The sequence below is a fragment of the Rhabdothermincola sediminis genome (genome assembly GCF_014805525.1).
Taxonomy (GTDB): domain Bacteria; phylum Actinomycetota; class Acidimicrobiia; order Acidimicrobiales; family Acidimicrobilacustridaceae; genus Rhabdothermincola; species Rhabdothermincola sediminis.
Map to the genome: position 1 here is coordinate 1 of NZ_JACFSZ010000030.1, position 12,192 is coordinate 12,192.

10 protein-coding genes and 1 CRISPR repeat array are annotated in these 12,192 nt (G+C 70.5%); all 10 genes read left to right on the plus strand.

The window, feature by feature from the left end:
• Window positions 1-538 precede the first annotated feature (538 nt).
• The 10 genes from cas6 to cas2 all read left to right on the plus strand — a co-directional run bounded on the left by cas6 (window position 539) and on the right by cas2 (window position 9,945).
• Complete coding sequence (gene cas6, locus HZF19_RS15745) at window positions 539-1,453, plus strand: CRISPR system precrRNA processing endoribonuclease RAMP protein Cas6 (protein ID WP_208029753.1); 915 nt, start codon at window positions 539-541, stop codon at window positions 1,451-1,453.
• On the plus strand, window positions 1,450-2,880 hold the full coding sequence (locus HZF19_RS15750) for a Cas10/Cmr2 second palm domain-containing protein (RefSeq protein WP_208029754.1): 1,431 nt from the start codon (window positions 1,450-1,452) through the stop codon (window positions 2,878-2,880). Before cas6 ends, HZF19_RS15750 begins: the two co-directional genes overlap by 4 nt.
• Window positions 2,880-4,502, plus strand: coding sequence for an RAMP superfamily CRISPR-associated protein (locus HZF19_RS15755; RefSeq protein ID WP_208029755.1), 1,623 nt, complete (start codon window positions 2,880-2,882; stop codon window positions 4,500-4,502). Before HZF19_RS15750 ends, HZF19_RS15755 begins: the two co-directional genes overlap by 1 nt.
• A 67-nt stretch (window positions 4,503-4,569) precedes the next feature.
• The gene (locus HZF19_RS15760; protein ID WP_208029756.1) at window positions 4,570-4,905 is read left to right on the plus strand and encodes a hypothetical protein; all 336 of its coding nucleotides are present in this window, start codon (window positions 4,570-4,572) and stop codon (window positions 4,903-4,905) included.
• Entirely contained in the window at window positions 4,902-5,669 is a 768-nt protein-coding gene (gene csx7 / locus HZF19_RS15765; RefSeq protein ID WP_208029757.1) for a type III CRISPR-associated RAMP protein Csx7, read from the plus strand. The genes HZF19_RS15760 and csx7 overlap by 4 nt, the downstream gene beginning before the upstream one ends.
• The gene (locus HZF19_RS15770; protein ID WP_208029758.1) at window positions 5,666-6,523 is read left to right on the plus strand and encodes an RAMP superfamily CRISPR-associated protein; all 858 of its coding nucleotides are present in this window, start codon (window positions 5,666-5,668) and stop codon (window positions 6,521-6,523) included. Before csx7 ends, HZF19_RS15770 begins: the two co-directional genes overlap by 4 nt.
• Window positions 6,520-7,410 carry an RAMP superfamily CRISPR-associated protein gene (locus HZF19_RS15775; RefSeq protein ID WP_208029759.1) on the plus strand — a complete coding sequence of 297 codons (891 nt, stop codon included), beginning with the start codon at window positions 6,520-6,522 and terminating at the stop codon, window positions 7,408-7,410. Before HZF19_RS15770 ends, HZF19_RS15775 begins: the two co-directional genes overlap by 4 nt.
• Window positions 7,407-7,730, plus strand: a complete 324-nt coding sequence (locus tag HZF19_RS15780; protein ID WP_208029760.1) for a hypothetical protein — start codon at window positions 7,407-7,409, stop codon at window positions 7,728-7,730. Before HZF19_RS15775 ends, HZF19_RS15780 begins: the two co-directional genes overlap by 4 nt.
• Window positions 7,731-7,791: 61 nt before the next feature.
• Window positions 7,792-9,660, plus strand: a complete 1,869-nt coding sequence (gene cas1 / locus HZF19_RS15785) for a CRISPR-associated endonuclease Cas1 (protein ID WP_208029761.1) — start codon at window positions 7,792-7,794, stop codon at window positions 9,658-9,660.
• Window positions 9,661-9,666: 6 nt separating this feature from the next.
• Window positions 9,667-9,945 carry a CRISPR-associated endonuclease Cas2 gene (gene cas2, locus HZF19_RS15790; RefSeq protein ID WP_208029762.1) on the plus strand — a complete coding sequence of 93 codons (279 nt, stop codon included), beginning with the start codon at window positions 9,667-9,669 and terminating at the stop codon, window positions 9,943-9,945.
• Between the two features lie 188 nt (window positions 9,946-10,133).
• Window positions 10,134-12,027: direct repeats of the CRISPR family, unit length 37 nt; unit sequence GTCAGCACCCAACGCCCGACCCAAAGGGCATTGAAAC.
• Window positions 12,028-12,192: the final 165 nt, after the last annotated feature.

Genomic DNA, 12,192 nt, shown 5'->3' on the forward strand with positions numbered 1-12,192 from the left:
CGCACGCCAAGACGATCCGGCACCGCAACGCCAAGGCCTGCGCGCTCGAGTGGCGACGAGCCCAGCTCTCGAGCTGTCGGCGCTCGGCTGGGGTCAGGATGATCTCGACGGTGGGGCGTCCTCGCTTGGCCATGGCGTCTCCGTTCGATGCTGGCAGTGTCACCAGCACGAACGCGCCACACACCGGAAAATTCCCGATCTCACAGATTTCTTGGCGAAACAACCTTACGGGACACTAGGTCGAGCCGGATCGTTGACTCCGCCGGGCTCGCAACCGCCGGAGCGGGCTGCCGTGCCGGGCGTCCCGGCCCGTCGCCATCGACGATCGCGCACCTCGCAATCTCGACACGGGAATCCCGACGCGGCATCGCCCGCTCTCCTCTTCCACCGGTCAGGCAGCACGGTAGACCAGAGACGGTGGCGAGACCGCCGGGCTCTGCGGAAGGACGGCTCTCGTGGGGACGTGAACGGCGACGCCCGTCACAGCGTTGTCCTACCCTTCAGTGCCGACTTCGACGGATCGGAGAGAGCGGGGCAGATGCCGACGAGGATCGTGCTTCGGGTGGACGCAGGGGAGCCGTTCGTGGCTCACCCCCCGTTCCGCCGGCTGCACGGCCTGGCGTGCCAGCTGTTCGAGCGGCACGTCCAGCCGTCGATGCACCGCGCCCAGGTGAAGCCGTTCACGGTGGGTCCGCTGGTACGCCGACCGGACGGCAGCCGCGAGTGGCAGGTCACGTGGCTGCCGGACGAGGCGGTGTCGCCGGTGCTCGGACGGACGGTGCAGGGACGCGTCGGTGAGGTCCCGGTCACCCTGATCCCCGAGCTCGTGCACCACCGTTCGTTCCGGGCGCTGCGGGCTGCGGACCGGAGCGTCTCCTTCGACCTCCAGTTCCGCTCCCCGACCTGGTTCTCGCGCAGCGGCGTCGAACTCGTCCTTCCGGACCCCCCTGTGATGCTGGCCGGGCTGGCCCGGCGGTGGAACGAGTTCGCGCCGTCGGCGGTGCCCAGCGAGGTGCTCGGCGCGCTGTCCCGCGTCGTGCAGGTCGCTGCCGTGGATCTGCAGACGGTCCGCACGAACGCCGTGCGGGAAGTCCGCTTCGGTCACGGTCCACCCGCCCTCGTCCGGCTCGACCTCGACGACCGGGGGTCGCGGGCCGCCGCCGATCGGGCCGGCTTCGTCGGAGCCGCCCGGGTGGTGCTGGCCGCTGCGGCCCTTCGAAGCCTGGACGACCTTCTCCGGCCCGCCTGTGAGGAGTGGTTCGGGGCCTTGATGTGGTTCGCGGCGTTCGCCGGGGTCGGCAAGGCCACCACCCAGGGCTACGGCTGGTGCGATGTCACGGCGGCGGACGCCGGGCCGTTCCGTCGGCGGGTGCTCGTCGGGCGTTCCGGCGAGCGATCGCGTAGGTCCCGACCGGCCGGCGGGCCGAGCGTCACGACCGAGGCGGCCGTGTGAACGGGGGCGATGTGAACGACGTGGTGCTCGTCGGTTTCGACGTCCACGCCATCCAGGCCTACGTGTTCGCGCCGATCCGCCCCATCGACATCAGCGGAGGTTCGTGGCTGCTGGAGCGGTTCGGCCGCGACGTGCGAACCCGGATCGAGCGTGACCACGGCGGTCGCACCGTCTACGTCGGTGGGGGGAACGGGATGTTCGTCCTTCCCGAGCTGGCCGTCGCGAGGAGGGCGGCGGACGAGATCGAACGCCTCTTCGCCAAGTGTACGAAGGGAGGGGCGATCTGCAGCGCCGCGGTCGGGGTGGGCCCCGACTTCCAGGTGGCCCGACGGGAGCTCGCCGCTGCGCTGCACGCCCGGAAGAACGGCCGCTGGCTGGAGGAGGCCACGGTCGACCTGAGGAGCCCCGAACCGCCCGGGTCCCTGTGTCAGGCGTGCGGGCGCGAGCCGCCGGTGTCCGACCCCGACCGGGTGGGTGATCGATCTGAGCGGATCGGGGAGCAGTGCCGGGTTCGTCGCCAGGCCGGCAGGACGGACGAACCCGCCGTCCCGGGGCTCGTCGAGCTCGCTTTCGCCCGGGATCTCGAGGCCCTCCTCGAGCCGCCGGCTGCCGACGGTGCGGGGGACCGCTCCTCCCGGGCGCTGGCGGTCCTCTACCTGGATGCGGACCGTGCCGGCGAGCGCATCGCCGGGTTCGACACCGCCGACGCCCTGCGCGAGTTCGCCGAGGCGCTCCAGGGCGGCGTGCGGACCGCCACGGCAACGGCGCTCGACGAGCGCGGGCTGCAGCGGCGGGTCATGGTGCCGGTGATCGGAGGTGACGATGTGCTGCTCATCGCCGAAGCGTCCGTGGCTGCGGGGCTGCTCGCCTCGCTGTGGGACGGTCTCGACGCCGAGGTGGGTGCCCGACCAGGGCCGACCGCCGGGCTCACCTTCTCGGCCGGACTCGCCGTCGCGGACCGGTTCGTGCCCATCGGGGTCATGGTGGGCGCGGCACGCGATGCGCTGCACGACGCCAAGCATGCGACCTACCTGGCTCGGCAGGCGGGCGGTCCCCCGCAGCCCCACGTCCACGCCGTCAGCCTTGGGGGCGTCAGGCGGAGCGGGGGCACCGGCACGCTCTTCGGTGGATCCATCCCCAGAGGTCACTGGGGCTTCGGTGCACACTGCTCCGCTCCCACGGTCGAGGAGACGGCGAGGGCGATCGCCGGGGTGAGCGCCACCCAACGGAGCGGTCTGCTGGCGGACCTCACGGCGACGGGGGAGCTGCGGAGCCTCACGATCGACTACCGAGCCGCTCGAGACCGCTCACGGAGCCTCGCCGACGCAGTGGCCTGCGCGGGTGAGCTCGCTCGAGCCTGCGGGCAGGGGAGCCCCTGGGAGCTGCTGCGCTCCGCGATCTTCGCCGTCGAACTGGGGTGGGTGTGATGCCGCCACGCGCCTGGGAGCTCCGGTTGAGCGCATCGTCACCTGCCGTGCTCGAGACGGTCGCGACGGCTGCGCGCGACGGGCGCGCACTGCTGCTCGGTTCGACCGTCCGGGGGGTGCTGCGTCACGGGGCGAGACGGTTCGCTGCGGCGCGGGGTCAGGCCTGCGCGGATGCCCCGGGCTGCGGCTGCCCCGTGTGCGCGATCTTCGGTCGTGCGGACGCGACCGGCAGACTCGAGGTCCGCAGCGACCTCGCGGAGGCGGACGTCGTCGAGGTCGCCCACGTCTCGATCGATCGTCGTCGCCGGACCGCCGACCGGAGCGGCCGGCGACTGGTGTCCCACCGGGCGGCGTCGGCCACGTTCGTCGTGCGGGTCACCCTCGTCGAAGCCCCTGCTGGAGGGAATGCCGGAGGGAGCGGCACCGACGGGCTCGAGTCGTTCCTCGAGGCCTACCTGTCGTGGGTCGAAGCCACCGGGATCGCCCTCGGACGACGTCGCTCGGCGGGTGCGGGGCAGTTCCGGGTGGAGGTGCACCGAGCGCCGGACCTCCCGCCGCCGGTGGCCGTCGACGATGTCCCGGCGACGACCCGTGCGGTGGCGGCGGCTCCCGGCACCCGCCTCGCCGTGATCCGCATCGTCACCCTCGAGCCGATCCGCATCGTGGGGCGCGCCGCCCGGGTGTTCTACCGGGAGGCACTCGACGTGATCCCCGCTTCGACGCTGCGGGGGGCGATCGGGTGGGCGCTGAGCCGTCGGGGGGACGACGAGGGGGCCACCGACCTGTTCGCCGGGAGGCCGATCCGGATCGGACCGGCTGTCGCGGTCGACGGTCCCGAAGGGGGGCCGGGCCGAGCCGTCGACCCGACCCCCTGGCTCGGCGTGTCCCGTTGCCGAGGGCCGGAGCGCCACGTCGTGGACACGACCTGGAGGCGGATCGCCGCAGCGCTCGAGGGTGTGCCGTTCGAGCCGGTGTGCCCGACCTGCGGGGAGTCGCTGAAGGCCGAAGGCGCGCCGTCCCCCACCGTCGAGGTCATCGGCCAGACCGAGATCGACCCGGTCCGGTCCCGTGCTGCGGCGGGCCGGCTCCGATTCCAGGTCCTGCTGGCCGCAGGCCAGGCGTTCGAGGCGGTGGTGGAGGCCGAGGCCGATCAGCTCGAGCGGATCGGCGGGCTCGGTGAGGTGCTCATTGGGGGGAACCGCTCACGAGGCGTCGGGCGCGCATCGATCGGCGTGGTGCCGCTCGAGCCGGCCGCCGGGCTCGTGCCCCTCTCCGCAGGCGCAGGGGCAGACGGCCCCCGGCCGGCGGAGATCGCCGTGCTCGGTCTCCCCGGTGACGTGTCCACGCCGGAGCCGGTGGTTGAGCTGCTCGGTCGGGCCGGCCTGGACCCGGTCATCTCCGACGTGCGCGTCGTGGAGCGAGGCGGCTGGGACGGGCGGTCGGCGCAGCTGCGCCCGATCCGGCGGCTCCTGAGCGCCGGGTCCTGGATCGCGGTCCGCCCGGCGGATGGGAGCGACGGGCTCGACCGTGCGCTGCCGCGCCTCGCCGAAGCACTCGACGCGATCGACCGTGAGGACCTCGACCGCCTCTGGCTGGTCGAACGACGAGAGGTGCCGCGCTGATGGAGCCGACCGGCCCGCTAGCGCGGCCTGCTGGACCCGGCCCTGCCGGGGGAAGGGAGCAGGACCGATGACGCTGGATGCGCAGACCGTTGACGGACTGGTGAAACAGGCACGGAGCCTGGTCGGGGAGGTGGAGCAGCTGCCCGATCGGAGTGCGGTGCAGACCCTCGCCAACTTCTCCCAGTCGACGACCTCGTTCGCCGAGCTCTGCCTGTTCGTCGACTACCAGGGGGCGAAGGCGCCGCAGCAGCAGCGCCCCTTCTTCCGGAAGGTGAGCAGCGTGCTGCAGTCGGACGACATCGGTGACCTCGACCGGGCCCGGCGCTTCCTCGGTCTCCTGGTCAGGGCTGCGGTCGTGCAGCGCGAGCACGCGGCGCGCGGTCGTGGAGGTGCGCAGCGGTGAGTGACTGGATCGTGGTGTTCATCGATCTCGAGGCGGAGGCCCGATCCGGGCTGCGGATCGGCGGTCCGTCACCACGGGTCGACACGGACATGCCGGTGCACCGGGACCACCGCGGCCAGCCGCTGCTCCCCGGTTCGAGCCTGAAGGGGGTCCTGCGCTCGACGGCTGAGCGCGTGCTGCGGGCACGCGGCGGACCCGGCGAGCACGGCGCGTGTGACGTGCTGACGGAGCCGTGTCTCGGGCGCCTCGGAGAGGAATCCGAGGTCGGCGACGACGAGCTCGAGCGGCGGTGCTGGTGCTGTCGGGTCTTCGGTGGTCCGCACTGCGCCGGTCGCCTCACCGTCGGGGATCTGCAGGCGGAGGCCGCGTCAACGATCGTGCGTGACGGGGTGGGCATCGACCGCGACGAGCTGCGGGCCGCTGACGGGGTGAAGTTCGACTACGAGGTCGTCGTGCCCGGCTCGATCTTCACCGGCACGCTACGGATCGACGACCCGGAACCCGGTGACATCGGGATGCTCCTCGGGCTCCTCGAGCTGTTCGAGGCCGGCGTGAGCACCCTCGGGTCCGGTGCCTCGCGCGGGCTCGGCCAGGTGCGGATCAGCGCCACCGGGATCCGGGAGCTGCGAGCGTCGACCTGGGTCCCGGGGTCCGAACCCTCCCGGTGGGACGACGACCGGGTCCGCCGGGAGCGAGAGGACGCCGGCATCCTGCTCCGGGCCCTCGCGGAGCGGGCCGGTCGAGCGCAGGAGGCGGGCCGATGAGCGGAGCCGACCGGTTCCGGACGCTGCGGGCGCACGTGCGGTTGGACCTGGCGTACGTCGGGCGCGGGCCGATCCTCGTGAAGGGCCCCGACGCCACGCTGCCTGAGCGACCGGACATGGCCTTCATCCGCTACCCCACCGACGTCGGCGAAGCCCCGTTCCTGCCGGGGTCGAGCATCAAGGGCGTGCTCCGGAGCGGGGTCGAGGCCGCGCTGCGGGCCTTGGGAGAGCAGGCGTGCGATCCGTTCGACCGGCAGGGCTCCTGCAGCGCCCGACGGGCGGAGGAGCGCTGCGAAGCGTGCCTGCTGTTCGGGTCGATGCTGGGTGCCGGGGTGGCGTGCTTCTCCGACGCCCTCCCCTGGAGGGACGGGGCCTCCACCGAGGATCGGCGGCGGGCCCTCGCCGAGCTCGAGGAGCGGACCACCATCCGCAACGGGGTCGGCATCGATCGCCGGACTGGCTCGGCCGTGCGCGGTGCCCTGTTCGACTACGAGGTGCTGGTCGATCCGACCTTCCACGGATCGGTGGCGCTCCGGAACCCGACCCGCCGTCAAGTCGAGCTGTTGGCGCTCGGCGTGCGGCTGCTCGACGAGGGGATGCTGCGCGTCGGCGCGGGTTCGTCGCGGGGCCTGGGGCGGTTGCGGGCCATCCCCCGGACGGTCGAGGTCCTGGCAGTCGCCCGCGAAGGCGTCGAGGGGCTGCTCGACGGTGTGGCGCTGCCGGGTCCCCGGGAGGAGGGGCTGCTGCTCAGGTGGTCGAGCGAGAGCGTCGACGGCTCGGCGCAGGAGAGGATGAGGTGTGCCCGGGAGGCGCTCGCCGCCTGGGCCTCGTCCGCGGGACCACGGCCGCGATGAACGGGCGCGGGCACCTCGAGCAGCGCCCGGCGTACTTCTTCGTGGACGCCCCTGAGCGCCCGGTGGCGTTCGAGTTCGACGGACCGGCGTGGTGGGGTCGCCTCGAGTTCGAGTTCGAGGTCCGTCTGCCGGTGCACGTGTCGGCCGGGGCTCCGGTGCGGGTGCGGTTCGGCGACGGCTCGGAGACGATCGCTTCGGATCTGGTCCGCGTGCCCCAACCCGGTTCGGATGGTGAGGGTCTGCCGGTCTTGCCCGGCACCTCCCTCAAGGGCGCAGCGCGGGCGGTCGTGGAGGCCCTGACCGGATCGTGTGAGGTCTTCGGTCCCGGTCGCACGTGCAGTTCGTGCGCGGCTTGTGCCCTGTTCGGGGCGATGGGGCAGCGGGGCAAGGTGCGTCTCGGTGACGCCGTGCCGGTGGTCGAGTCCCCGACCCTGGTGACCATCGACATCGGGCAGCGCTACAGCCACGCGGATGCCCCCAAACGCGGCCGACGGTTCTACGGTCTGGCGCCTGAGCAACCCGAGGCCCGCCAGACCGAGACCCTGCTGTGCATCGAGACGGGGGAGCGCCTCCGCTGCGAGCTCGGCCTCGCCGGGGTGGAGACGCCGCTGGTGGGCGCGTTGCTCGCTGCGTGCGGCGCAGGCACGAACGGCCTGAGCCTGCTGCGGATCGGGGGAGGCAAGAACCGCTCCCTCGGCGCCCTGGTCTGTGAAGGCGTGACCGGGCGCGTCGGTCCGGACCTCGTCGCGGCGATCGGGCCGGCGTCCCGGGCGGTGGACGACGCCCTGGTCGAGCAGTGGATCGAGGCCGCCGAGAAGCACTTCGCTCCCCGCTTCGCCGAGGTGCGCGCTCGGATCGACGCCGAGTACCGGAGGGGCCTTCCGTGACCCTGCGAGACGCGCCCGGCACGGTCGACGAGTTGCTGGCGGTGGTCGAGCGCGCCACCGAGCGGCTCGACGCCGACGCCTGCGGCCAAGCCGCCCGTGCGCGGCACGTCCTGCGCACGCAGGGCTACGAGGAGCTGGTCCACATGCTCGGCCGGGACCTGCCGCCCGCTGTCGTTGGCGCCCGGCACTGGAAGGCGTTCCGGGGGCCGGCGCTCGCCGCTGTCCGCAGCGCGCACGACCGCGCCGGCACGGAAGGCGTGGCCTTCGTGCTCGGTTGGATGCACCGCATGCGGCGGATCAAGCAGGCGAGGTCGCGCTGACCGGCTCCGCGCCCGGCTCGCCGAGTGATCAACCCGGCCGGGTTCGCAGAGGGGGCGAGTGATGGGATCGCTGGTGGTCCAGGTTGCTCGGCAACAGTGCCTCCTCGACGCCTGGTCGACGATCCGCGACGGCGCCGCCCCTGATTCGACCACGGCCGAGGCGATCCGCGCCTTCGAGCCTCGTGCGGCCTCGCGGATCGCCGAGATCGGCGCGGCGCTGCTCGCCGGGACCTGGCGACCCGGCCCGGTCGTCCCCGTCACGATCCCGAAACCCGACGGTGGTGCTCGACGGCTGGGGATCCCGGTGCTCGAGGATCGGATCGTCGAGCGTGCGGTGCTGTCGGTGCTCGATCCGCTCGTCGATCCCCACCTGCTGCCGTGGTCGTTTGCCTATCGGCGGGGGCTGGGCGTTCCGGACGCGATCGACGCGCTGATCGATGCCCGGGACGGGGGTGCCACCCACGTCGTTCGTGGGGACTTTGCCGACTGCTTCCCCTCGATCCCGCGCGCGGGAGTGCTGGAGGCCCTCGCGGAGTGGGTGCCCGATCCCCAGCTCGTCGCACTCGTGCGGCTGCTCGTCTACCGGCCCGTGGCGGGCGCCGGAGCGTCGGGGCCGACGGGCCTGCACCAGGGCTCGCCGCTGTCGCCGCTGCTGGCGAACGTCTACCTCCACCGCTTCGACAAGGCCATGCTCTCGAAGGGTCGGCAGGTCATCCGCTACGCCGACGACTTCGCGATCCCCGCTTCGAGCCGTACCGACGCCGATCGGGTGGTCATCGACGCGTCGGGTGTGGCCGCCGGGCTCGGGCTGGACCTGAGCGGGCCGAAGACCTCGATCCACACCTTCGACGAGGGGGTGCCGTTCCTCGGGGTCACCGTGTCCGTGGCGAGCACGCAGCGACGCCAGACGGCGAAGCGGTCGCTGCAGAGCACGGTGTACGTCGTGAACGAGGGCGGCCTGCTCCGCTCGAAGGGCGAACGCCTCCGGCTCGAGCGGGACGGCGAGACCGTCCTGAGCGTGGCGTGGAACCGGGTCCGCCAGCTCGTGGTGTTCGGACGGACCGGCTTCACGACCCCGTTCCTCCAGCAGGTCCTGGCCCGGGGCATCGATCTGGTGCTGCTCGATCCGTCCGGTCGGTTCCAGGGGCGGCTCCAGGCTGCGACGTCGGCGAACGCAACCATCCGGTTGGCGCAGTACCGGGCGTGCGAGGACCTCGACCGACGGCTCGCCATCGCTCGCCGCTTCGTCGCCGGCAAGATCGCGAACCAGCGTGTGCTCCTCGTCCGCTCGGCCCGGAGAGGGGACTTCGCCTGGATCGGGGAGGACGTCCGCGCCCTCGAGGAGGCCCGCAGGGCCGTCGAGGTGGCGCAGAACCTCAACGAGCTGCGTGGGGTCGAAGGCGCCGCCAGCCGCCGGTACTTCCGGGCACTCGCCCGGCTGCTCGGTGACGGGTGGGGCTTCGAGGCTCGGAGGCGCCGCCCGCCACCGGATCCGGTCAATGCCCTGCTCAGTCTCGGCTACACGCTGCTGCTCCACGACGCCATCTCGGCGACCGAGGCCGCGCACCTCGATCCCTACGTCGGCATGCTCCACGACATGCAGGTGGGGCGACCGAGCCTGGCGCTCGATCTGATCGAGGAGTTCCGTCCCCTCATCGTGGATTCCGTGGTCGTGCGGGCGCTGAAGACCGGCATGCTGCGACCGGACTCCTTCGAGTACATCGAGGGCACCAAGACGAACTGCCGGTGCACCGCAGCCGGCCTCCACCGGTTCATTGCGGCGCACGAGCGCAGGATGCTCACCGTGTTCTCCCACGCCGTCTCCGGTCGCCGGGTCAGCTACCGGGTCGGGCTTCAGCTGCAGGCCCGGCTCCTCGCCGAGGCTCTCACCAGGAGCGATGTCGACTACCAGCCGATTCTCTGGAAGTGATCGCCGATGGTCTGGTTGATCACCTACGACATCGCCGATGATCGTCGGCGGGAAGCCGTCGCTGCGCTGCTTGCCGCATGGGGTGCCCGCGTGCAGTACAGCGTCTTCGAGTGCGAGTTCCCCGATGCGACGGTGGCCGCCGACATCCTGCACAGGGTCGAGGAGCTCATCGATGCCCTCGACGACCAGGTCCGGGTCTACCGGCTCCCGGGTGAGGGCGCCGGCGGGGTTCAGATCATGGGTCGCCGCCGCCTCGAGGAGCGGGAGGACTTCTGGATCGTGTAAGGATCCGTGACCGGAGGAGGCCTGCGAGCGTGGATCTGGGGCCGGTTCGCGCCGGCGCGTAAGTGCTGGTCAGAGTGGGTGGAGGCCCGTTCCGGGCCCGTGGCGGTCGCCGTCGTTCACCCTCCGACGGCACGGTTCGCGATCCAGCCCGCGAAACCGCAGGTCAGAGGGGGTGAGAATCGACTAGGGTCAGCACCCAACGCCCGACCCAAAGGGCATTGAAACGCCAAGCCTTGGCCTTTCAACTCCTCCATATCGGAGTCGTTGGTCAGCACCCAACGCCCGACCCAAAGGGCATTGAAACGTGCAATGCCGCCCGCAGGTCAACTCTCGGGTCGGAGTCAGCACCCAACGCCCGACCCAAAGGGCATTGAAACCCGAGGTTGGTCACACGAACCGCTGTCGAGTCGTTCGGGTCAGCACCCAACGCCCGACCCAAAGGGCATTGAAACGGCTAGCGACCTCAGCAGCTCACCATCGATCTCGGTTGTCAGCACCCAACGCCCGACCCAAAGGGCATTGAAACCGCGGTTTGCTGCCACGGCCGGCGTGAACGCCTCGACGTCAGCACCCAACGCCCGACCCAAAGGGCATTGAAACATGGCGGATGATGCCGGTTGGCTCTCGAGCCAGCCGGTCAGCACCCAACGCCCGACCCAAAGGGCATTGAAACCGGATGGCGAGTCGACGATCAGCCATACCCACTTGTGTCAGCACCCAACGCCCGACCCAAAGGGCATTGAAACCGTGATGATAGCGACCTCATAGTCATGCATCGTGTCAGCACCCAACGCCCGACCCAAAGGGCATTGAAACCTGTCGGCGAGTAGCCATCATCTCCGTGAACCACAGCGTCAGCACCCAACGCCCGACCCAAAGGGCATTGAAACGGGGACCTCATCCTACGCCACGGCCCCAAAGCCGCTGCGTCAGCACCCAACGCCCGACCCAAAGGGCATTGAAACTCCAACACGTCGGGATCGGTCATCGGATCTCTAGCGGCCGTCAGCACCCAACGCCCGACCCAAAGGGCATTGAAACATGACCGCACGCAGCGTCCCCATGATGTCTGGGTGTCAGCACCCAACGCCCGACCCAAAGGGCATTGAAACTTCACGCTGAGAGAGTTGAACTCTTCGAAGAAGTCCACCAGTCAGCACCCAACGCCCGACCCAAAGGGCATTGAAACTTGATCAGGCCGGCGGCCTGCATTTTACGCATCTGCTCGTCAGCACCCAACGCCCGACCCAAAGGGCATTGAAACATCATGAGGTTTTCCCCCCTCATGATCGCGAAGAGGAGTCAGCACCCAACGCCCGACCCAAAGGGCATTGAAACTCCAGGTCAGCTCCCGAATTATCTTTCTGAGCACCCAGTCAGCACCCAACGCCCGACCCAAAGGGCATTGAAACTCCTGCTCGGTCGTCACGAATACGACATCCCCGCACGTCAGCACCCAACGCCCGACCCAAAGGGCATTGAAACTTCCTGTGCCGTTGGCGGCGAACACGAACGATGCGGGTCAGCACCCAACGCCCGACCCAAAGGGCATTGAAACATGCTGAGCGACTCGCCGGATGACGACCGCGTCCAGATCCGCGTCAGCACCCAACGCCCGACCCAAAGGGCATTGAAACCCGATCCGGCGACGAGATCGAGGTTTCCGACGAAAGCGTAGTCAGCACCCAACGCCCGACCCAAAGGGCATTGAAACGCCAGGGACAAGCCCGGCGCCACCCGGTTGTTATCCGGGTCAGCACCCAACGCCCGACCCAAAGGGCATTGAAACGCCCGGCGCACGTCCACGTCCACCGCGTCCATCGTGTCAGCACCCAACGCCCGACCCAAAGGGCATTGAAACACGCGACCGACTCGCGGACCGCCCAAGACGGATCATGTCAGCACCCAACGCCCGACCCAAAGGGCATTGAAACGCAGTCCACCGGGTGAGTCTGTATAGAGCGGCCCGTCAGCACCCAACGCCCGACCCAAAGGGCATTGAAACAGGCGCGGCACAGCCCCCTGTCACTTAGGTATCTGGTCAGGTCAGCACCCAACGCCCGACCCAAAGGGCATTGAAACGCGGCCCGCTCGCGGACGTCCCAGTCCGGAGACTCGTCGAGACTGCGCGGTTTCATGGGGTGAGGGTGGCTGGTCTCGGTGGTGATGATCGTATGGCGGGGCAGGCGAGGATGCCTCGGGCTTCGAAGTTGGCGTGGTTGGTGAACCCGTACGCGACGCGGCGTA

Coding starts and splice junctions, on each gene's coding strand:
- cas6 (WP_208029753.1), top strand. CDS start 539: ATGCCGACGAGGATCGTGCTTCGGGTGGACGCAGGGGAGCCGTTCGTG.
- HZF19_RS15755 (WP_208029755.1), top strand. CDS start 2,880: ATGCCGCCACGCGCCTGGGAGCTCCGGTTGAGCGCATCGTCACCTGCC.
- HZF19_RS15760 (WP_208029756.1), top strand. CDS start 4,570: ATGACGCTGGATGCGCAGACCGTTGACGGACTGGTGAAACAGGCACGG.
- HZF19_RS15770 (WP_208029758.1), top strand. CDS start 5,666: ATGAGCGGAGCCGACCGGTTCCGGACGCTGCGGGCGCACGTGCGGTTG.
- HZF19_RS15775 (WP_208029759.1), top strand. CDS start 6,520: ATGAACGGGCGCGGGCACCTCGAGCAGCGCCCGGCGTACTTCTTCGTG.
- cas1 (WP_208029761.1), top strand. CDS start 7,792: ATGGGATCGCTGGTGGTCCAGGTTGCTCGGCAACAGTGCCTCCTCGAC.
- cas2 (WP_208029762.1), top strand. CDS start 9,667: ATGGTCTGGTTGATCACCTACGACATCGCCGATGATCGTCGGCGGGAA.